The organism is Lysobacter humi (ex Lee et al. 2017) (genome assembly GCF_054781815.1).
Map to the genome: position 1 here is coordinate 421,151 of NZ_BAAGTR010000001.1, position 19,759 is coordinate 440,909.

The 19,759-nt window shown below is 72.2% G+C and carries 18 protein-coding genes; 13 read left to right on the forward strand and 5 right to left on the reverse strand.

Annotated features, from left to right (window positions below; all coding sequences use genetic code 11):
* Nucleotides 1-38: 38 nt before the first annotated feature.
* Complete coding sequence (locus ACYVJJ_RS01910; RefSeq protein ID WP_460830878.1) at nucleotides 39-1,499, forward strand: PH domain-containing protein; 1,461 nt, start codon at nucleotides 39-41, stop codon at nucleotides 1,497-1,499.
* On the opposite strand, the gene ACYVJJ_RS01915 is transcribed toward ACYVJJ_RS01910, so the two are convergent.
* Complete coding sequence (locus tag ACYVJJ_RS01915) at nucleotides 1,500-2,603, reverse strand: glycosyltransferase (protein ID WP_460830646.1); 1,104 nt, start codon at nucleotides 2,601-2,603, stop codon at nucleotides 1,500-1,502.
* Between the two features lie 86 nt (nucleotides 2,604-2,689).
* On the opposite strand from ACYVJJ_RS01915, the gene ACYVJJ_RS01920 reads away from it, so the two are divergent.
* The gene (locus ACYVJJ_RS01920; protein WP_460830648.1) at nucleotides 2,690-3,451 is read left to right on the forward strand and encodes a glycosyltransferase family 2 protein; all 762 of its coding nucleotides are present in this window, start codon (nucleotides 2,690-2,692) and stop codon (nucleotides 3,449-3,451) included.
* On the opposite strand, the gene ACYVJJ_RS01925 is transcribed toward ACYVJJ_RS01920, so the two are convergent.
* The 4 genes from ACYVJJ_RS01925 to def all read right to left on the reverse strand — a co-directional run bounded on the left by ACYVJJ_RS01925 (nucleotide 3,414) and on the right by def (nucleotide 8,333).
* Nucleotides 3,414-5,129: a glycosyltransferase family 39 protein gene (locus ACYVJJ_RS01925; protein WP_460830650.1), complete on the reverse strand. Its 1,716-nt coding sequence runs from the start codon at nucleotides 5,127-5,129 to the stop codon at nucleotides 3,414-3,416. The two genes, ACYVJJ_RS01920 and ACYVJJ_RS01925, sit on opposite strands and share 38 nt — an antisense overlap.
* Before the next feature lie 276 nt (nucleotides 5,130-5,405).
* Entirely contained in the window at nucleotides 5,406-6,698 is a 1,293-nt protein-coding gene (gene rsmB / locus ACYVJJ_RS01930; RefSeq protein WP_460830651.1) for a 16S rRNA (cytosine(967)-C(5))-methyltransferase RsmB, read from the reverse strand.
* 35 nt (nucleotides 6,699-6,733) lie between these two features.
* Nucleotides 6,734-7,654, reverse strand: coding sequence for a methionyl-tRNA formyltransferase (gene fmt, locus ACYVJJ_RS01935; protein WP_460830653.1), 921 nt, complete (start codon nucleotides 7,652-7,654; stop codon nucleotides 6,734-6,736).
* Between the two features lie 166 nt (nucleotides 7,655-7,820).
* Complete coding sequence (gene def / locus ACYVJJ_RS01940) at nucleotides 7,821-8,333, reverse strand: peptide deformylase (RefSeq protein ID WP_460830655.1); 513 nt, start codon at nucleotides 8,331-8,333, stop codon at nucleotides 7,821-7,823.
* A 203-nt stretch (nucleotides 8,334-8,536) separates the two neighbouring features.
* On the opposite strand from def, the gene ACYVJJ_RS01945 reads away from it, so the two are divergent.
* The 11 genes from ACYVJJ_RS01945 to ACYVJJ_RS01995 all read left to right on the forward strand — a co-directional run bounded on the left by ACYVJJ_RS01945 (nucleotide 8,537) and on the right by ACYVJJ_RS01995 (nucleotide 19,683).
* Nucleotides 8,537-9,679: a LysM peptidoglycan-binding domain-containing protein gene (locus ACYVJJ_RS01945; RefSeq protein WP_460830656.1), complete on the forward strand. Its 1,143-nt coding sequence runs from the start codon at nucleotides 8,537-8,539 to the stop codon at nucleotides 9,677-9,679.
* Between the two features lie 75 nt (nucleotides 9,680-9,754).
* Nucleotides 9,755-10,879 (forward strand): DNA-processing protein DprA, encoded by a 1,125-nt coding sequence (dprA, locus tag ACYVJJ_RS01950; RefSeq protein ID WP_460830657.1) that lies wholly within the window; start codon nucleotides 9,755-9,757, stop codon nucleotides 10,877-10,879.
* A 40-nt stretch (nucleotides 10,880-10,919) separates the two neighbouring features.
* Nucleotides 10,920-11,408: a DUF494 family protein gene (locus tag ACYVJJ_RS01955; protein WP_460830659.1), complete on the forward strand. Its 489-nt coding sequence runs from the start codon at nucleotides 10,920-10,922 to the stop codon at nucleotides 11,406-11,408.
* Between the two features lie 46 nt (nucleotides 11,409-11,454).
* The gene (locus ACYVJJ_RS01960) at nucleotides 11,455-12,174 is read left to right on the forward strand and encodes a GYF domain-containing protein (protein WP_460830661.1); all 720 of its coding nucleotides are present in this window, start codon (nucleotides 11,455-11,457) and stop codon (nucleotides 12,172-12,174) included.
* A gap of 2 nt (nucleotides 12,175-12,176) precedes the next feature.
* Complete coding sequence (locus tag ACYVJJ_RS01965) at nucleotides 12,177-13,091, forward strand: RDD family protein (protein WP_460830662.1); 915 nt, start codon at nucleotides 12,177-12,179, stop codon at nucleotides 13,089-13,091.
* Nucleotides 13,092-13,270: 179 nt separating this feature from the next.
* Nucleotides 13,271-15,829 carry a DNA topoisomerase I gene (locus ACYVJJ_RS01970; protein WP_460830664.1) on the forward strand — a complete coding sequence of 853 codons (2,559 nt, stop codon included), beginning with the start codon at nucleotides 13,271-13,273 and terminating at the stop codon, nucleotides 15,827-15,829.
* A 202-nt stretch (nucleotides 15,830-16,031) separates the two neighbouring features.
* Nucleotides 16,032-16,562, forward strand: coding sequence for a hypothetical protein (locus ACYVJJ_RS01975; RefSeq protein WP_460830665.1), 531 nt, complete (start codon nucleotides 16,032-16,034; stop codon nucleotides 16,560-16,562).
* An 18-nt stretch (nucleotides 16,563-16,580) separates the two neighbouring features.
* On the forward strand, nucleotides 16,581-17,963 hold the full coding sequence (locus ACYVJJ_RS01980; RefSeq protein WP_460830667.1) for a phospholipase effector Tle1 domain-containing protein: 1,383 nt from the start codon (nucleotides 16,581-16,583) through the stop codon (nucleotides 17,961-17,963).
* The gene (locus tag ACYVJJ_RS01985; RefSeq protein WP_460830669.1) at nucleotides 17,960-18,574 is read left to right on the forward strand and encodes a hypothetical protein; all 615 of its coding nucleotides are present in this window, start codon (nucleotides 17,960-17,962) and stop codon (nucleotides 18,572-18,574) included. Before ACYVJJ_RS01980 ends, ACYVJJ_RS01985 begins: the two co-directional genes overlap by 4 nt.
* A 57-nt stretch (nucleotides 18,575-18,631) precedes the next feature.
* A complete protein-coding gene (locus ACYVJJ_RS01990) occupies nucleotides 18,632-19,078 on the forward strand; it encodes a hypothetical protein (protein WP_460830671.1) in 447 nt (148 codons plus the stop codon).
* 41 nt (nucleotides 19,079-19,119) lie between these two features.
* Nucleotides 19,120-19,683, forward strand: coding sequence for an L-threonylcarbamoyladenylate synthase (locus ACYVJJ_RS01995; RefSeq protein ID WP_460830672.1), 564 nt, complete (start codon nucleotides 19,120-19,122; stop codon nucleotides 19,681-19,683).
* Nucleotides 19,684-19,759: the final 76 nt, after the last annotated feature.

Below are 19,759 nucleotides of genomic sequence, written 5' to 3' on the forward strand. Positions count from 1 at the left end.
TGCCGGGGCTGCAGGTGCGCGAGCGCCGCCTGCATCCGATGTCGTGGCTGTTCGTGCTGCTGCAGCAGATGCGCCAGTTCATCGCCCCGCTCGTCGCGCTGGTGTTCTTCGGCCGCGGCGATCGCAACGAGCTCTGGCCGCTGATCGGTGTCGCCGCGCTGGTGGTGGTCGCGATCTGGCGCTACTTCACCTACCGCTTCGCGGTCTTCGACGACCACCTGCAGGTGCGCAGCGGCCTGCTCGAGCGCAGCGCGCGCACCATCCCGTTCGCGCGCATCCAGAACGTGGCGCTGCGCCAGTCGGTGCTGCACCGCGTGTTCGGCGTGGCGGAGGTCAAGCTGGAATCGGCCGGCGGCAAGCGTCCCGAGGCCGAGATGCGCGTGCTGGCCCTCGACGACGCGCTCGCGCTGGAGGCCCTCGTGCGGCGGCGCGGCGTCGCCGCCCCGGCCGAAGCCGAGGCGACGGTCGAAGCCCCGCCCGCAACGCCCCTCCTGCGCCTGTCCACGGCCGAGGTCCTGCGGCTCGGCCTGTTGTCCAACCGCGGGCTCGTGGTGGCCATTGCGGGCGCGGCGAGCTTCACCCAGTTCGGGCCCGACGCCGGCGACTCGCGCTTCGTCTGGAAGCTTCTCGGTCGCTTCGCGAACGAGGTCACCGGCTACGGCGGTGCGCACGGGTTCGAGCCGCTCGACTACGCCGTGGCATTCGGCGCGCTCGCGCTCGCCCTGCTCGCCGCCCTGCGCCTGCTCTCGGTGCTGCTCGCGCTCGCCCAGTACCACGGCTTCGAGCTCCGCGAGGACGGTGCGCGGCTGGTGGTCGAGCGCGGCCTGCTCGCACGCTGGCGCTCGAGCCTGTCGCGCCGTCGAATCCAGGCGTGGACGCTGCGCGAGGGCTGGCTGCACCGGCGTTTCGGGCGGCGTGCGCTGCAGGTCGACATCGCCACCGGCGGCGAACCGGACAACGGCCAGCGCACGCTGCACGAGCTCGCGCCGATCGCCACGCCCGCGGCCTGCGACGGCCTGATCGAGCACCTGCTGCCGACGGCGGGCTGGGCGACGCCGGAGTGGCATCCGGCCCCGCCCGCGCACTTCTGGCGGCTTGCGCTGCCGGAGACGCTCATCTCGATCGTCGCCGCGATCGCGCTCACCGTGCGCTTCGGCACGATCGGCCTGCTGCCGCTGCTGTGGATCCCGGTCGCGTTACTCGTCGCGAGGCGGCGCATCCGCCACATGGCGCACGCCTGGAACGGCCACCTGGTGCGCGTGCGCGACGGTGCGTGGTCGCGGACGTGGCGCTTCGCCGAGGTCGACGCGCTGCAGGCGATCGAAGTCGCGCGCTCCCCGCTCGACCGCCGCCTCGGCACCGCGACGCTGCGCCTGGACACCGCCGGCGCGGGCATGAACACGCCGCCGCTGCACGTGCGCTTCCTGCCTGTGGAGGCCGCGCGCGCCCTGCAGTCCGAGCTCGCCGGCGTCATCGCGCGACGCCGCCTGCGCTGGTGATCAGCGCACGAGCTCGAGCACCAGCGCCTCGTAGTCGTCGGCCATCCGCTCGCGGCTGAACCGCGTGGTCGCGATCGCGTGCGCCTCGGTGCCGAGCCGCGTGGCGAGTGCATCGTCGGTGAGCAGGCGCGCGAGCGCGTCGGCGAGCGCATCCGCATCACCCTCGGGCACGAGCAGCCCGTCGATGCCGTCGCGGATCACCTCGCGCACGCCGGGCACCGCGCTGCCGATCACCGCGCACCCCGCGGCCATGCCCTCGATCAATGCGAGCGGCATGCCCTCGTAGTGCGTGGCGAGCACGCAGATGCGCTGGCTCAGCAGCAGCCCCGGCACGTCGCGGTGCAGGCCGAGGAAGCGCACCTGGTCGGCGAGGTCGAGCTCGGCCACGAGGCGCTCGATCGGTGCGCGATGCTGCGCCTTGCCGGCACCGGCAAGCAGCAGCGTCGGCCGCAGCCCGCGCTCGCGCAGCTTCGCGATGGCGCGCACCAGCGTGGCGTGGTCCTTCTGCTTGGAAAAGCGCGCGACCATCACGATGCCGGCCTCGCGCGCGGCCACCGGATGCGCCCCGGCATCGGCGAAGGGCGCGGTGCGGATGCCGTTCGGGATCGCGACCGTGCGCTCGCCCGGCATGCCCATCGAGAGCAGCACCTGCCGCACGCCGTCCGAGCAGCCGACGATCCGTGCGGTGCGTCGCGCGAGCCAGCGTGTCTGCATGCGACGCCAGGCCGTGTAGCGCTCACGCGTGTTGTGCTCGACGTGCACCAGCGCGGGCACGCGCGCGAGCAGGCCGGCGTAGCGCCCCCACAGGTGCTCGGAGAAGCCGTGCGCGACGAGCACGTCGGGGCGCCAGCGCCTGCACAGCCGGACCAGCGCGAGGATCGTGGCGAGGTGCGACCAGCCGGGCACGACCGCGAGCGGAACGCCCGCGCGCTCGAGCTCGGCGATGCGCGCGGGATCGGTGCGCCGCTTGCGTCGCAGCACCAGCAGCGGCTCCACGCGCCCGCCCTCGCGTGCCGCGTTGACAAGCGCGATCGCGACCTGCGTTGCGCCGCCGGAGAAGCCGCCGGTCACGAAATGGATCACGCGCGGGCGCACGGGGGTCATCGGCCACTCCACCACGGGGACGCATCAGGGTAAGCGGCACGCATCGCGGCGCCTATACTCGCCGCGAACCGAACACCCACGCGCCCATGCCTTCACCGCTGCCCCTGTCAGGCGTCGTCATCACCTTTAACGAGGCCGATCGCATCGCGCGTTGCATCGACTCGATGCGCGGCATCTGCGACGAGGTGATCGTGCTCGACTCGGGCTCGACCGACGGCACCGTCGAGATCGCCCGCGGGCTCGGCGCGCGCGTGGAGCATCGCGGCTGGGACGGCTTCGCGCGGCAGAAGAACGCGGCGATCGCCCGCGCGACGCATCCCTGGGTGCTGCTGCTGGATGCGGACGAATGGCTCGAGCCCCCGGCGCAGCAACGCCTGCGCGCCCTGTTCGCCGGTCCACTCGAGGACGCCGACTGCTGGCTGCTGCTGCGGCGCACGCATTTCCTCGGGCATGCCATGCGCGCCGGCAGCTTCGCGCGCGAGCCGGTGCACCGCCTGTTCCGGTCGCACCTGCGCCACGGCGACGTGCCCGTCCACGAATTCCTCGACGTCACCGGCTGCCGCGTGCGCACGTCGGACATCGTGCTCGAGCACGACACGGCACGTAGCGAGGCCGAGTACTGGAACAAGCTGCAGCGCTATGCGCGGCTCTGGGCCGAACAGCAGGCCGCGCGCGGACGCCGCGCCACCGCGGGGCGCGGCGCGCTCGCGGCGGCGGCCTATGTGCTGAAGAACGTGGTGCTGCGGGGCGCATGGATCGACGGGCGCGCCGGCTGGCGCTTCCATCGGCTGCATGCGCGCTACGCCGCGCTCAAGTACCGGCTGCTGGCGGCGCGGTCGACGGGCTGAGGATCGCCTTCGACGCCGCGCAGTCGACGGTCGCGGACGCCGGCGCGAGCCACCACGTGCGCCGGTTGCTGCGCCCGAGGGCGACCACTTCGCCTCGACGGATGCACGGCGCGAGCGCCGCCTCCTCCAGAAGCAGCCACCGTCCGGAGGGCGCGGCGCGCTGCCAGGCGAGCGCATCGGCGAGCTGGTCCTGCGGCGTGCGCTTGAAGCCGAACGTGCGGGCCGGACGATCGGCCATCAGCAGGTTCTGCTCCTTCCACGCGACGAGGCCGAGCTCGGCCCGAGCGGGCAGCGCGCGTGCGGCGCGCTGCATCACCGCACGCGCGGAGCTGGCGTCGTTGATCGTCGGCGCGAGCAGCAGGCCGACGCCGACCCAGAGCGCCGTGAGCGTGCCAAGGAGGGCGAGATGCCCGCGTCGCACGCGGAATGCGAGCAGGCAGGCCGTGCCGGCGGCGCCGATCGCGAGCAGGGCGGCGCCGAGCGCTTCCACGCGCTCCGGCACGCCGGCCGCGACGCCCAGCCGCGCCTCGAAGCGGGGCTCGCCGACGACCACCAGCGCACCCACGACCAGGGGCAGCAGCGCGAATGCCGCCGCTACGGCGAACGCGACGGCGCGTGCGCCGCGTCGCTCGAGCACGCGCGGCAGCCACGGCCCGAGCGCGAGGCACAGCAGCGGCAGCGCAGGCAGGATGTAGACCTCCCGCTTGCCCGCGCTGAGGCTGAAGAAGGCGACGATCGCGGCCGCGCCGCCGAGCAGCACGAGCAGCCGCGCATCGCGCGCGCGCAGCGCCTCGCGCCAGCCGCGCAGCGCGAACGGGATCGCCAGCACCGTCGGCAGCCACTGCGTGGCGATCACGCCGAGAAAGTACCAGGCGGGCTGGTGGTGATGCCACGGGTCGGCGTAGCGCTTTGCGGTCTGCCGCAGCAGGATGTCCTGCGCATAGGCCTGCAGCGCGGGATCGCCGCTCGCGCGGACCGTGGCGAGCATCGGGATCAGCCAGGCGAGCACCGGCACCAGCAGCATCGCGGGACCGAGCCAGGCCTTCGGCGAGCGCCAGTGCATCGCGCCGGCGCCCTGCCAGCCGCGTGCGATCGCGAAGGCGGCGGGCAGCAGCACCAGCAGGGCGATCACGCCCACGCCCTTGCTGATCACGCCGAGCCCGGCGGCGAGCCAGCCGAGCCACCACATCCGCCAGTCCGGCCCGCGCAGCACGTGGCGCAGCAGGCCGTAGACCGACAACGTGACCCAGAACACCAGCACCGGGTCGATCTGCGCACGGCGCGCCTGGAAGGTGAACTGGAAGGCGAACAGCAGGCCCCAGGCCGCATATGCGCCCGCGCGGCAGTCGTACAGGCGCGCGCCGAGATCGCGCACTAGCGCCAGCGTGCCGAGCGAGGCGAGCAGCGAGGGCAACAGGAAGCCGGTGCGCAGATGTCCGGTCAGTGTCAGTGCGAGCGCCTGCAGCCACATGAAGAGCGGCGGCTTGTCCGAATACAGCTCGTCGCCGCGCATCGGGAACAGCCATTGCCCGCTCTCGACCATCTGCCGCGCGACCAGCGCAAAGCGCGGCTCGTCGGCCGGCCAGGGATCGCGCAGGCCGAAGCCGGCGCCGAGCACGAGCAGTGCGACGAGCCAGAACAGCCAGCGTTCGCGGGATTCGGAAGTCGTCGGCAGCATCGGACCATGGTAGCGGCGCTGACGCCGGGCGCCGCGGATGCCGCGAGCGCGTTCGCCGAGCGCGTCGCCGGAAAGGTGCCGTGCGGGTGGTCGCACCGAAGGACGCACCGCGATGGCCGGCCCGCGGGAACGGAATGGCGAGGTTGCGGGACGACAGCGCGACGCAGGCTCGATCGACGCCCGCCCTCGGCGTCGTACGCGCCTGATCACGTTTTCACCCGACGCGTGACGCGCGGCCACCCGTCGATGACGGCGCGTGCCGCCGCGCCCCAGCGATCAGCGCGCCCTGCGCAGCCGCGCGTAGAAGAAGCCGTCGCGATCGCGCTCGCCCGGCAGCACCTGCCGGCCGACGCCGCTCTCGCGGCCGAAGCGCGCATCGAGCGGCTCGACCACCGCATCCGCGGTGCGCGCGAGAAAGGCCGCGACCTGCCGCTCGTTCTCGTCGCGGAGCACCGAGCACGTCGCGTAGACGAACGTGCCGTCGGGCGCGAGCGTGGTCCACAGCGCGTCGAGCAGGCGCGCCTGCAGGGCGAGCAAGGCCACGATGTCGCTCTCGCGTCGATGGAGCAGGACGTCGGGCTGGCGCCGCACGATGCCGGTCGCCGAGCACGGCGCGTCGAGCAGCACCGCGTCGAACGGCGTGCCGTCCCACCAGTCGGCGAGTGCAGCGCCGTCGGCCGCGACCAGCCGCGGATCGGCGTCGAGGCGCAGACGCGCCAGCGTGTCGCGCACCTGCGCGAGGCGTGCGGGCTCGATGTCGAGCGCCGTCAGGCGCAGCGAGGGGTCGCGCTCGAGCAGGTGCGCGGTCTTGCCGCCGGGCGCGGCGCAGGCATCGAGCACGCGCGTGCCGGCGGGTGGCGCTAGCGCATCGGCGACCGCCTGCGCGGCGCCGTCCTGCACCGACAGCAGGCCGTCGGCGAAGCCCGGCAGCGTGGCGACCGGCACCGCATCGGCGAGTCGCAGGGCGTCCGGCAGATCAGGGTCGATCACCGGGGCGAGGCCGGCGGCCTGCAGCGTGGCGATGCAGGCCTCGCGTGTGGCATGGCTGCGGTTGACGCGCAGCCACAGCGGCGGCGGCCGGGCGCTCGCGGCGAAGATCGCATCGGCGCCGTCGCCCCAGTCGGCGCGCAGGCGGGAACGCAGCGCCTCCGGCCAGTGCGCCTGCGGATCACCCGGCGGCAGGCCATCGCGCGCCGCACGGCGCAGCAGCGCATTGACCAGCCCGGCCTGGTGCGCATGGCCGAGCAGGCGCGCGGCATCGACGGTCGCGGCCACCGCGGCATGCGCGGGCAATCCGATCGCCAGCTGCGCGAAGCCGGCGAACAGCAGCGCGCGCACGAGATGCTCGCGACGCGGCAGCGGGCGCGGCATCCAGGCATCGAGCGCGGCCGCATAGCGCGTGGGTTCGCGCAGCACGGCGAAGCAGACGGCCTCGGCGAGCGCGCGGTCGCGTGGATCGGCGAGCGTCGCGAGCGCGGGACCGAGTTCGGCGCGCAGGGAGCGTCCGTCGTGCAGCACCGCATCGAGCACGCGTGCGGCGGTCGCGCGCACGGCGGCGCCCGGTGCCACGGGCGCGGTCGGCGCACGACGGGGCGGCCGACGACTCACGCGCCGCGCAGGTCCTGGCGTGCGTTGAGGAAGTCGGCGGCGGTGATCGCACGCCCGCCCTCGCGCTGCAGCACGCGCACGCGCAGCACGCCGCTGCCGCAGGCGACGTCGATGCCCTCGCGACCGGCGCGCAGCACGCGGCCCGGCTCGGCGCCGTGCGCCTCGTCGATCGCCACCGCGCCATGCACGCGCACGCGCTCGCCAGCGATCTGCGCTTCGGCCATCGGCCACGGATTGAAGGCGCGCACGCGGTTCGCGAGCAGCGCGGCCGGCTGCGTCCAGTCCAGCCGTGCCTCGTGCTTCTCCAGCTTGTGCGCGTAGGTCACGCCGGCCTCGGGTTGCGGCTGGGGCCGTGGCAACAACGTCGCGCGCAACAGGCCGAGGCCGTCGGACAGCACCTGCGCGCCGAGCTCGGCGAGGCGATCGTGCAGCTGCCCCGCGGTCTCCTGCGGCGCGATCGCGGTCGACAGCGAGAGCAGCACCGGGCCGGTGTCGAGCCCCTTTTCCATGCGCATCAGGCAGACGCCCGTCTCGGCATCGCCCGCCTCGATCGCGCGCTGGATCGGCGCCGCACCCCGCCAACGCGGCAGCAGCGAGGCATGCACGTTCCAGCAGCCGTCGCGCGGCATGTCGAGCACCGACTGCGGCAGCAGCAGGCCGTAGGCGACCACCACCATCAGGTCCGGCGCCAGCGCGCGCAGCGCCTGCTTCGCCTCGCGCGTACGCAGGGATTCGGGCTGCATCACCGGGATGCCGCGCTCGAGCGCCTCGCGCTTCACCGGCGAGGCGGCGAGCCCGCGACCACGCCCGGCGGGCCGGTCCGGCTGCGTGTAGACGGCGACGACCTCGGCCTTGCCGCAGGCGGCGCGCAGGCTGGGGACGGCGAACTCCGGCGTGCCGGCGAAGACGATTCTCATGGGCGTGCGTCGGGATCCATGTCAGCGGTGGGGAACGCGTTCCGAGGCTGCGCGGTATGCGTGCATGCCGGCGTGCGCCGCTTCGGCGCGACGCTGCATCGCATCGCGGCTTCGGCGTGGACGGCGCGCCGCGCGATGCGGGCCCGGCGACGCGACGGCCGTGGCGTCAGGCCGACTGGCGCTTCGCCTTCGCGAGCTTCTTGCGCACCATCTCGCGCTTGAGCGGCGAGAGGTAGTCGACGAACAGCTTGCCGGCGAGGTGGTCCATCTCGTGCTGGATGCACACCGCCAGCAGGCCGTCGGCCGGCATCTCGAACGGCTGGCCGTCGCGGCCGATCGCGCGCACCACGATCGAGTTGGCGCGGGTGACGTCGGCAAAGATGCCGGGCACCGACAGGCAGCCTTCCTGGTAGACCTGCTCGCCGTCGCGCTCGAGGATCTCCGGGTTCACGAACACCATCGGCGCGCTGCGATCCTCGGAGACGTCGATCACCATGAAGCGCTGGTGCACGTCGACCTGGCTCGCGGCCAGGCCGATGCCGGGTGCCTCGTACATCGTCTCGAACATGTCGTCGAGCAGCGTCTGGAACGCGGGCGTGGTGACCTGCGCGGGATCGACCGGCGCCGCGACGGTACGCAGGCGGGGGTCGGGGAATTCGAGGATTTCGAGCTGGGCCATGGGCGGTCACCGGGAGAAGCCGCCGACGCGTTCGGGCGGCACGCAGGCCTGAACGGGGTGCGGAGGAAACAGGGGCGGCCGTCACAACCGCACGACAGGGCGCCATTCTACCGCCCCGCAGGCGTTGCCATCGTCGCGGGGCCGTGGGCTATAGTGCCCGAGCCCTTCAAGGGTGCGCCTGCTGGGGAACCAGGTTCATGGACATGATGAAGACTTTCCGCGTGGCGGCTGCCGCCGCGCTGTTGACCGTCGCCGCGCATGCGGTCTCGCAGGATCGGACGGCCCATCCCGACACGTACACCGTCAAGCGGGGCGACACCTTGTGGGACATCGCGGGCCGCTTCCTGAAGCGCCCGTGGCTGTGGCCGGAGATCTGGCAGGCCAATCCGCAGGTCAAGAACCCGCACCTGATCTATCCGGGTGACGTGCTCTCCCTCGCCTACCTCGACCGCGTGGCCGTGCAGCCGGGCCCGCGCACCGAGGCGCCGGTCACCGGCGTGCCGCTCGCGCAGGTCGAGCCGTTCCTCAAGCACCTGCGCGTGGTCGACAGCGTCGAGGGCCTGCCGCACGTGGTCGGCCTCGAGGAGGACCGCCTGCGCAGCACCGGCGGGCAGGTCGTCTACGTCAAGGGCCTCGCCAACGCGCAGCCCGGCCAGCGCTATGCGGTGGTGCGCCCGATGGTGCGCTACACGCGGCTGGACCGCACCGCCTGCTGCGACATCCATCGCTCGCAGGACCTCGACTTCCGCGGCCGCCGCACGATCGACTTCGCCAACTACTGGACCGACGTCGTGACGCCGGACAAGGGCAGCGAGGCGCTCGGCATCGAGCTGATGCAGCACGGCGTGGGCACCATCTCGCGTGGCGAGGTCGGCGGCATCCAGGCCGCGACGCTGGTGCTCGACGGCTACGGCCGCGAGATCCGCGTCGGTGACCGCATCGTGCCGGTCGAGGCGCAGCCCTATGATCTGCAGTTCTTCCCGCATCCGCCGAAGGCGCAGTTCGAATACGGCCGCGCCCGCGTGCTCGCCGTCACCGACATGCTCACCAGCGGCGGCCGCAACGACGTGGTCGCGCTGTCGGTCGGCGCGCGCGACGGCGTCGACAACGGCACCGTCTTCTCGACCTGGCGCGTGGGCAGCCGCGTCGCCGACCGCGTGCGCGTCGGTAGCGAGCGCGATGCCGACACCGTCGGCGCGGGCGGCAAGGTGCGCCTGCCGGACGAGTTCGCGAGCCACGTGATGGTGTTCCGCACCTTCGACAAGGTCAGCTATGCGCTGGTGATGAGCGGCATCCGCCCGACGCGCGTCGGCCAGGAGCTGAAGCATCCGGACGCCGCGTACTGACGTTCGGAGTTTTCCTACAGATCCACGCGACGGCGCCCGAGGGCGCCGTCGTCGTTTCCGCGGCACGGTGGCGGAATGCCGGAACCCGCCCTCGCCCTCGTCGCCCTCGCCGCCTGCGGCGGCCCCCTCGCACCGCGTCGCGCATTGCTCGAGGGGGCCGCCGGCCCCGTCGAGGCGCTGGCCGATCCCGCCGGCTGGTCCGTCGCCGGACTCGACGCGGCGCAGCGCAGCGCCCTGCGCACGCCGGACCGCGACGTCCTCGCGGCCGCGGAAGCCTGGTTCGCGCAGCCCGGCCGCCGGGTGATCGGCTGGACCGACCCCGACTACCCGCCGGCCCTGCGCGCGGCCGCGAACCCGCCGGTCGCCGTGTTCGTCGCGGGCGACATCGGCCTTCTGTGGCGCCCCGCGGTCGCCGTGGTGGGCAGCCGCGGACCGACTCCGGGCGGGCGCGAGCACGCCGCCGAGTTCGCCGCCGCCTTCGCACGCGCGGGGCTCGTGGTGGGCAGCGGCCTCGCGGCGGGGATCGACACGGCGGCCCACCGCGCAGCCCTGCGGCACGGGGCGACGTTCGCCGTGCTCGGCACCGGGCCGGACATCGCCTACCCGCGCACGAACGCCGACCTGCACGCCGAACTTTGCGCCTCGGGCGCGGTGCTGAGCGAGCACGTGCCCGGGACCGGCCCGCGGCGCGAGCACTTCCCGAGCCGCAACCGCCTCCTCGCGGCGCTGTGCCTGGGCACCGTGGTGATCGAGGCCGCGGAACGCTCGGGCGCGCTGATCACCGCGCGCCTGGCGGCGGACGCCGGCCGCGAGGTCTTCGCCCTGCCCGGCTCGATCCGCAACCCGCTCGCGCGCGGCTGCCACCGCCTGATCCGCGACGGGGCGCAGCTGGTGCAGTCGCCCGACGAGGTGATCGAGATCCTCGCGCCGTCGGCCGCGCGCGAGGCCGAAGCCCTGCAGAACGAGCTCTTCCCGTCGGACGCGTGGAAGCCGCCCCGCGGCGCGCCCGGCGACACGCAAGGCGCGCTACCGCCCGACCACGACACCTTGTGGAATGCGCTCGGCTTCGACCCCACGGATATGGACCAGCTCGCCGAGCGCAGCGGATTGACGCCCTCCCGGCTGTCCTCCATGCTGCTGGTCATGGAGCTCGAGGGCCGCGTCGCGCAGCAGCACGGGCGCTTCTACCGCGTGGCCTGAGGGGACGCGTGCTCCGCATCCGCCCGGCAGGCCGAGGGAAATGAAAGAAAGCATCCTCGACGTACTGCTCTACCTCTTCGAACACGTCATTTCCGACGAGACTGATCCGGTCAACGATCCCGACGTCCGCACCGGCGGCGCCCTCGTCGACGAGCTGTCCCAGGCGGGCTTCTCGCCCGCCGAGATCCACAAGGCCTTCGACTGGCTCGACGCCCTCGCGCAGCAGCGCCCGGCGGTCGCCCGCGCGCGCCGGGACGCACCGGTGCGCATCTACGCGGCGCAGGAGCTCGAGAAGCTCGACGCCGACTGCCGCGGCTTCCTGATGTTCCTCGAGCAGCATGGCGTGCTCGATGCGGCGCAGCGCGAGCTCGTGCTCGACCGCGCGCTCGCGCTGGAGCAGGACGAGCTCGACCTCGACGACCTCAAGTGGGTGGTGCTGATCGCGCTGTTCAACCAGCCCGGCAGCGAGGCCGCCTACGCCTGGATGCAGACGCAGATGTTCCTCGACGAGCCCGAGCCGGTACATTAGGCGTCCGCGGGGCCCGGGGAGGGGCGCCGCCGCTCCGGGGGCATGCTTGAACTGGTTCTATCACGACCCCGGCCGCGGCCGGATGGGCCCGGTCTCGGCCGAGGACCTGCGCACGCTGTATCGCGAACGCCGCATCGACCGCGACAGCCTGGTCTGGCGCGAGGGCCTGCGCGAGTGGCAGCCGCTCGACCGGCTCGCCGAGGAGCTCGATCTTTACAGCGTCACGCCGGACGCGAGCCGTCCGCCGCCCCTGCCGCCGGGGATTGCAGCCCCCGCCGTGACCGCGCACGCCGCCCCGCCGCGGGCCGGTGGCCGGCCCGTGGCGCCCGCGAAGAAGCCGCTGAGCGGCTGCCTGATCGCGCTGATCGTGGTGCTGGTGCTCGCGGTGCCGGGCATCGCGATCCTCGCCGCGATCGCGCTGCCCGCCTACCAGGAGTACACGGTGCGGGCGAACGCGAATGCCTTCATCGCGCCGCGCGACCTCGCGCTGCGCACCGGCATCGCCAATGCCCGGCGCGCGCTGGGCCGCTGCCCCGAAGACACCGGCGAAGCGGGCCTGTCCGACGCGCTCGCGACCGGCGTGCGCGTCGGCACCACCGCCGAAGGCCATTGCGCCTTCGAGATCACCCTCGCCGGCACGCACCGCAAGGTCGACGGTCGCACGATCGTTTTCGTCGCCACGCCCGACGGTGGTTGGGACTGCTCCGGCGGTGACCTGCCCGCCAACTACCGACCGGCCGCGTGCCGCGCGCGCCCCCAGGATTGAACATGACCGTCTGGTACTACAGCGACGCCCAGCGCAACCGCCTCGGCCCGGTCGCCGCCGCCGACCTCGCCGCGCTCCATGCGAACGGGCAGCTCGCGCCCGATGCGCTCGTCTGGCGCGACGGCCTCGCCGGCTGGCGCCCGTTCCACGAGGTGGCGAACGAGGTCCTCGGCCTGCCCGACGTCGGCGCGCTCCCGGCGACGGCCGCCGTCGGAGGCGTCAATCCCTACGAGCTCGTCGAACGGCCGGCATCCTCGCCCTATGCGCCGCCGACGGCGGGCGTGGTCCGGCCGCGGCTCGCCGTGGCCGGCGGCCCGGTGGTCCATGCGCGGTTCCTCAAGCGCTTTGCGAGCAATGCGGTCGACGGCGTGCTCACGGCGCTGCTCTCCTACGTGCTCCTGATCCCGATGGTGCTCGCCCTCGGCGCGGGCGCCGGCACGCTCTTCGACGGTGCCGCCGCCGCGGGGCTCGGGATCGGCTTCATCGTCGCGATGTATGCGGTGCAGATCGGCATCCCGGCGGTCTACTACGGCTGGATGCAGGCGTCGGACGCGCAGGCCACGCTCGGCAAGCGCGTCGCCGGCATCAAGATCGTGCGCACCGACGGCTCGCCGATCGGCTTCTGGCGCGGCTTCCTGCGCAGCGTGGCCTACCTGTTCAGCATCCTGCTGACCTGCGGCCTTGGTGCGATCGCGACCCTCGTCATGGTGCTGGCCACCGAGCGGCGCCAGGCCCTGCACGACCTCATCTGCGACACGATCGTGGTCGACCGGCACGCGTTCACCGACCGCGCGGACCTGCAGGACGAGGCCCTCAACACCGGGAGCAAGGTCGTGCTCGGCCTGTGGCTGCTGCTGGTCGTCGGCGTGTTCGTGATCGCGGTGCTGGCGGGCATCCTGTCCGGCGCCTCGGGATGACCTTCACGCGAGGCCCGGCTTGACAGCCGCGGCCGGCGCGTGATGACACTAGATATAGATGCCTGGCGCGCCCGCGGACCTGTCCGCGGGCGTCGCCGCTTTTCCACGCCGCTTTTCCATCGACGCGCGGACCCTCCGCGCGACCGCCAGCACCGGGCCCCCGCCCCTTTCGAGCCGCCATGGCCAAGAATCTGCTCATCGTCGAGTCGCCCGCGAAGGCGAAGACGATCAACAAGTACCTGGGCAAGGACTTCACCGTCCTCGCCTCCTACGGCCATGTCCGCGACCTCGTCCCCAAGGAGGGCGCGGTCGACCCGGAACGCGGCTTCGCCATGCGCTACGAGCTGATCGAGAAGAACGAGAAGCACGTCGACGCGATCGCCAAGGCCGCCAAGGGCGCCCAGCACCTGTTCCTGGCGACCGACCCGGACCGCGAGGGCGAGGCGATCAGCTGGCACATCGCGGAGATCCTCAAGGAGCGCGGCCTGCTCAAGGACCGCTCGCTCGAGCGCGTGGTCTTCACCGAGATCACGCCGCGCGCGATCAAGGAGGCGATGACCCGCCCGCGCGCGATCGCCGAGCCGCTGGTCGACGCGCAACAGGCGCGCCGCGCGCTCGACTACCTCGTGGGCTTCAACCTCTCGCCGGTGCTGTGGCGCAAGGTGCAGCGCGGGCTGTCGGCGGGCCGCGTGCAGTCGCCGGCGCTGCGCATGATCGTCGAGCGCGAGGAGGAGATCGAAGCCTTCATCGCGCGCGAGTACTGGACGATCGAAGGCGAAGTGCAGCATCCGTCGCAGCAGTTCAACGCCAAGTTGACGAAGCTCGACGGCAAGAAGGTCGAGCAGTTCACGCTCACCAACGAGACGGATGCATTCGCCGCGCGCGACCGTATCGCCAAGGCGGCGAACGGCGTGCTGCAGGTCACCGACGTCACCAGCAAGGAGCGCAAGCGCCGCCCCTCGCCGCCGTTCATCACCTCCACGCTGCAGCAGGAGGCCGCGCGCAAGCTCGGCTTCACCACGCGCCGCACGATGCAGGTCGCGCAGAAGCTGTACGAGGGCCTCCCGATCGGCGCCGAGGGCACCGTCGGCCTGATCACCTACATGCGTACCGACTCGGTGAACCTGTCGCAGGACGCGATCGTCGAGATCCGCGACGTGATCGCGCGCGACTTCGGCACCGGCGCGGTGCCCGACAAGCCAAACACCTACACGACGAAGTCGAAGAATGCGCAGGAAGCCCACGAGGCGATCCGCCCGAGCTCCGCGCTGCGCACGCCCGCCTCGGTGGCGAAGTACCTGCCCGACGACGAGCGGCGCCTGTACGAGCTGATCTGGAAGCGCGCGATCGCCTCGCAGATGGTGCCGGCGATCCTCAACACGGTGAGCGTGGACCTCGCCGCGGGAAGCGAGCACAGCTTCCGCGTTTCGGGCACCACGGTGGTGGATCCGGGCTTCCTCGCCGTCTACGAGGAAGGCAAGGACACCAAGAGCGCCGAGGACGACGAGGAAGGCCGCAAGCTGCCGGCGATGAAGCCGGGCGACCGGCTGCCGCTGCTGCGCGTGCTCGCCGACCAGCACTTCACCGAACCGCCGCCGCGCTATTCGGAAGCCTCGCTGGTGAAGGCGCTCGAGGAATACGGCATCGGCCGCCCGTCCACGTACGCCTCGATCATCGGCACGCTGCAGGCGCGCAAGTACGTCGAGCTCGAGAACCGCCGGTTCCGCCCGACCGACGTCGGCCGCGCGGTGGCGAAGTTCCTGTCCGCGCACTTCACCCGCTACGTCGACTACGACTTCACCGCCAAGCTCGAGGACGAGCTCGATGCGGTGAGCCGCGGCGAGGAGGCGTGGGTACCGCTGATGGAGCGGTTCTGGAAGGCCTTCAAGGAACTGGTCGACGACAAGAAGGACAACATCGACCGCACGGATGCAGGTTCGGTGCGCGTGCTCGGCAGCGATCCGAAGACCGGCCGCCAGGTCAGCGCGCGCATCGGCAAGTTCGGCCCGCTCGTGCAGATCGGCACCAGCGAGGAGGAGGAGAAGCCGCAGTTCGCCTCGCTCAAGCCGGGCCAGAGCATCTATTCGATCTCGCTCGAGGACGCGCTCGAGCTGTTCGGCCTGCCGCGCACGCTCGGCGAGAGCGCGGGCGAGAAGGTGAGCGTGGGCATCGGGCGCTTCGGTGCGTTCGCCAAGCGTGGCAGCACCTATGCCTCGCTCGCGAAGGAGGACGATCCCTACAGCATCACCTTCGAGCGCGCGGTGGAACTCATCGAGCAGAAGGAGGAGATCGCGCGCAACCGCATCATCAAGCAGTGGGACGGGTATGAGGTGCAGGTGCTCAACGGGCGCTTCGGGCCGTACCTCTCCGACGGCAAGATGAACGGGCGGATCCCCAAGGATCGCGACCCGGCAGCGCTCACGCTCGACGAGGCGGAGGAACTGCTCGCGACCACCGGCAAGCCGGTGCGCGCGAAGTTCGCGAAGAAGGCGGCGAAGAAGGTCGTGGCGAAAAAGGCGGCGAAGGCGCCGGCCGACGCCAAGGCACCCGCGAAGAAGGCGGTCGGCAAGAAGGCGGCGAAGAAGGTCGCGAAGAAGACGGCCGGGAAGTCCGTGGCCAGGGCGTCGACCAGCGCGACGAAGGCGCCGGCGAAGAAGGCTGCTGCATCGAAGGCGCCGGCGAAGAAGGTCGTCGTGAAGAAGCCGGCCGTCGTCAACGACGACGACGCTCCGTTCTGATGCTGCGCCCCTCTGCGCGCGCTGAGCGCGGAGGGCGAGACATCGGCATGCAGCCTATCGCGGTGCGGATTGCACGGCCGCCGCACCGCGCCTAGGATTGCAAAAGTCGCCAAGGATGGATGCGATGACCGCTTCGCGCACGGGTCGAAACGCCCCGCTACTGCTCGCTGTTTCACTGGCACTGACAGGATGTCCCGCCGCCATGAGTCGCACTGCCGTACCCGAGCCGCCACAGGACCGCACCGAGGCCGAAGAGGCGCGGTGGCCGTTGAAGTTCAAGTTCCACTACTTCGGTGCCCACTGCTTCGACACGCAGGCCTGCCAGATCCTTTATCGCGGCTTCCAGCACGGCAATCCATCGCCGAGCCCCCCCATCGCATCGTTCGGCCGTCCGCTCGACAAGCTGCTGAGCGCGGGACGCGGACCCATCCCGAACTTCCCGCCGCCTGCCCAAGTCCGGTGGCGCTCACGCAGCGGAACACCGCTCGAAGCCGACGTCGACTTCGCCCAGATCTTCGAGGATGAGCTGATCCGTCACCGTCTTCGGAAGGAGGAGATGCCGGAGGCCACGCTCGCCTCGGATCATGCCCCGGCCATCATCCTCGAAGTGAATGACCGCACGATCAACGTGTATATGCGCGCGCATCTTTCGACGCGTGAACTACAGATTCCTGGAAATCGGCACAGCGACTTCCGGGATGACCTGATCAAGGTGTTCAGCAGAACCTATTGATCCGTCAAGGAGGACGGCATGGGCAGCATCGGACGCAAGCCTGAAGACACGATGTATCCCGCATCGGCGGAGCACATCGACAGTTATCGCATCGCCGGCGAACAGCTGGACCAGCTGCGCATGCCGGTCCTCCGACGCGTGGGCGACCCGCATGACCGGCTTTATGTCGCCGCGATGGACGGAACCGGAAACAGTCTGCACGACGATGCGCCGACGCAGCACAGCGTGGTCGCACGCATCCATGATCAGATCGAGAAGACGAAGCCCGAGAACGTAGCTTCGGGCTACGTCGAAGGCACCTTCACCCAGAACGGCCTGCACCGGCTCCCGTCACGCCTCCTCGACGGGCGCTTTGCGCACTCGTTCGAGGATCGGGTGGAGACGGCCTACTACCAGTTCTGCGTGCAGGCAAAGACCTGGTTGCAGGAGGATCCGCAGGCACGCATCAGCGTCGTGGGCCTCGGCTTCAGCCGGGGAGCCGAAGGCGTCGCTGCACTGGAGCGGCTGATCGCGGAACGCGGCATCCGGGACCCCGAAGGCGCGAAGGTCGACTACGACCGCGAAGGCCTCGCTACCCGTATCCGCTACGACTCGAGCCGGCCGCTGCTCGTCCCGCCCGGCCAGACGCCGCAGGTCGCGATCCTGGTCGACCCGGTCGCGACAGGCGTCAAGGACGAGGACCGCGCGATGAAGGGCTCCACGCTCACCACGTTCCAGATCTCGGCCCAGCACGACCGCCGCGACCTGTTCCGCTCGAACCAGCATGTCCCGCTGGGCTTCAGTGAGGACCGGCGCAACCTCAACGTCGTGGTCGCCGGCGCGCACAGCGATCCTGCCGGCACCTATGCGGAGAACGGCCTGGGTGTGCTCGGCCACAACCTCGTGGTCGAAGCGATCAATCGCACGAGCGATCGCCCGTTCCTGCAGCCGATGCCGGTGCCTGCGGATCCGTCGAAGTTCATGATCCATCGCTCGGAGACGGGCATGTTCGGCCTCTACGGCACGCGCGGTTTCGACCGCGATGGCGTGCGCGACACGGTCAACGATCAATCGCCACGGCCGGGCGTGCAGCACAAGGATCCGATCGATCCGGTGCTGGACGCGCGCATCGAGCGGCGCACGGGGCGGTCCGACACGATCGAGCCGATGCCCGCGTCGGCGCGCGCGCCGGTTGACGCGATGCTCGAGCGCGTGTTCGCTGCCTACATGGGCCACGACGACCGCCAGCTCGCCGCGAGCGTCGACGCCTACGGGGCGACCGACGCCGGCCGCGCGTGGAGCCAGCAGATGCGCGACGCCGCGAACGCATCGCGCGAGCCGCGGACGTCGGAGCCCGAGCTCGCGACGGCGGCCGGCGCATCGGAGGCGCCTGCAGCTGCCGCACCGGTGCTGCGCAGGTGACGGCGCACGCCATCGACGCGACGGCCACCCACCACGACGCACGCGACCTCACCCTCAAGCTCCTCGCGCTCGCACAGCGGATGGAAGAGCGGGACGCGCGCGTGATCGCGCTGCTCGTCGAACAGGGCGCGCGGCTCGAAGCCGGTGCGCGCGACCTCCACGGCATGGGCCAACGCGTGGCGTCCGATGCGCTCCACATGCTCCGCACGCATGCGCACGAGGTCGTGCAGGCGGGCGTTGGTGATGCGGCGGCCGGCTACCGCGAGCGCCTCGCCGCGCTCGCAGGCGATGCCGGCCGCGCGAGCGCCGAACTGCGCGCGAGCGCGCAGGCGCTGCGTCGCCAGCGAAGGCTGTGGGGCTGGGCCGCGCCGCTCGCGTTGCTGGCCGGCAGCGTGCTCGCCGTCGGCGCCGCCGCCTATGCCGTGGCACACGCGCGTGAACAGGTGGAGCGTCATCGCATCGAGGCGGCGTTGCTACGCGCCTACAACGCCGCGGACGTGACCCTCTGCGGCGAGCGCCTGTGCGCGAACGTCGACCCGCGCGGGCCCGCGGTCGGTCCGGGCGGGCGCTACCGCGCGGTGCGGGCGCGCGCCGCGCCATCCGCACCCTGACGCGGCACACCGACCGCTCCATCGCCTGATCCAACTCCAGCCAAGGCCCAAGCCTCCATGTCCCCGATTCACTCCGCCCTTCTCGCCGGCGCTCTGCTCGCGCCGACCACGCCCGGGCCGGCAGCCGAGCCCCTCGAAGTCGGACTCCAGACGGCCCGCGAGGACCTCGCGCTCCAGGGGCGCCGCGTACGCATTGACGCCTGCATCGCCATCCCGCTGATCGACAACCCGAGCGAATCGGACAATGCCGTGGTGCTCTATCCGTGCGGCGCGGCATTGGACGCGTCGCTGCCCGATGCGGCGATCCTCGGGCGGATCGGCTCGCGCGAGGTCGTGTCGCCGTTCGCCGACGCCGGCGTCTCGTTCCTCGGCCAGGTGCGCGCGACCTTCGTGGGCACCCTGTCGCGCGAGGGCGACGATGAGCCGGGCGGCGCCTACGCCGTGCTCGCCATCGAGCAGGTGCTGGCGCCGTCGCAGTTCGCGCCACCGCCGGACGAGGGCTGAGCCGGCCGACTCTGGCAGCCGGTCGCGCTAAGCTCGTCCGCATGACCGAAGACCTCAACGTCCCGACCGCCGTCGCCGTATTGATCCGCGGCGGCGTGCTGGCGTATCCGACCGAGGCGGTCTGGGGGCTCGGCTGCATTCCGTTCGACGGCGAGGCGGTGCATCGCCTGCTCGCGATCAAGCGCCGCCCCGTCGACAAGGGGCTCATCCTGGTCGCCGCCGCCACCGACCAGCTCGATGCGGTGGTCGACTGGAGCGCCCTCGACGACACGGCGCGTGGGCGCGTGGCGGCGAGCTGGCCGGGCCCGCACACGTGGGTGGTGCCGGCGACGACCGCCGCGCCGCCATGGGTGACCGGCGGCCGCCCCGACATCGCCGTGCGGGTGAGCGCGCACCCGGTCGTCGCGGAGCTGTGCGCGCGGCTCGGCGGCCCGATCGTGTCGACGAGCGCGAACCTGACCGGCGAGCCCCCCGCCTTCCGCCGAGGCGAGCTGTCCGAGGCGCTGCTCGCGCTCGCCGACGGCGTCTGCGCGGGCGAGACCGGCGGCCTGGCCGCGCCGACGCCGATCCGCGTCGCGCGCACCGGCGACGTGCTCCGCGAGTGAGTCGCGGCCGTCGCGGCGCAGGCCGGGGCCGACCGTCCGGCTGAACCGTCGCGAACGCCTGTCGGCGCCACCGCCG

Excerpts from the sequence above, each read along its gene's own strand:
- ACYVJJ_RS01910 (WP_460830878.1), top strand. The coding sequence starts at position 39 with ATGTCGTGGCTGTTCGTGCTGCTGCAGCAGATGCGCCAGTTCATCGCC.
- ACYVJJ_RS01915 (WP_460830646.1), bottom strand. The coding sequence starts at position 2,603 with ATGACCCCCGTGCGCCCGCGCGTGATCCATTTCGTGACCGGCGGCTTC.
- ACYVJJ_RS01920 (WP_460830648.1), top strand. The coding sequence starts at position 2,690 with ATGCCTTCACCGCTGCCCCTGTCAGGCGTCGTCATCACCTTTAACGAG.
- ACYVJJ_RS01925 (WP_460830650.1), bottom strand. The coding sequence starts at position 5,129 with ATGCTGCCGACGACTTCCGAATCCCGCGAACGCTGGCTGTTCTGGCTC.
- fmt (WP_460830653.1), bottom strand. The coding sequence starts at position 7,654 with ATGAGAATCGTCTTCGCCGGCACGCCGGAGTTCGCCGTCCCCAGCCTG.
- def (WP_460830655.1), bottom strand. The coding sequence starts at position 8,333 with ATGGCCCAGCTCGAAATCCTCGAATTCCCCGACCCCCGCCTGCGTACC.
- ACYVJJ_RS01945 (WP_460830656.1), top strand. The coding sequence starts at position 8,537 with ATGATGAAGACTTTCCGCGTGGCGGCTGCCGCCGCGCTGTTGACCGTC.
- dprA (WP_460830657.1), top strand. The coding sequence starts at position 9,755 with ATGCCGGAACCCGCCCTCGCCCTCGTCGCCCTCGCCGCCTGCGGCGGC.
- ACYVJJ_RS01955 (WP_460830659.1), top strand. The coding sequence starts at position 10,920 with ATGAAAGAAAGCATCCTCGACGTACTGCTCTACCTCTTCGAACACGTC.
- ACYVJJ_RS01965 (WP_460830662.1), top strand. The coding sequence starts at position 12,177 with ATGACCGTCTGGTACTACAGCGACGCCCAGCGCAACCGCCTCGGCCCG.
- ACYVJJ_RS01970 (WP_460830664.1), top strand. The coding sequence starts at position 13,271 with ATGGCCAAGAATCTGCTCATCGTCGAGTCGCCCGCGAAGGCGAAGACG.
- ACYVJJ_RS01975 (WP_460830665.1), top strand. The coding sequence starts at position 16,032 with ATGAGTCGCACTGCCGTACCCGAGCCGCCACAGGACCGCACCGAGGCC.
- ACYVJJ_RS01980 (WP_460830667.1), top strand. The coding sequence starts at position 16,581 with ATGGGCAGCATCGGACGCAAGCCTGAAGACACGATGTATCCCGCATCG.
- ACYVJJ_RS01990 (WP_460830671.1), top strand. The coding sequence starts at position 18,632 with ATGTCCCCGATTCACTCCGCCCTTCTCGCCGGCGCTCTGCTCGCGCCG.
- ACYVJJ_RS01995 (WP_460830672.1), top strand. The coding sequence starts at position 19,120 with ATGACCGAAGACCTCAACGTCCCGACCGCCGTCGCCGTATTGATCCGC.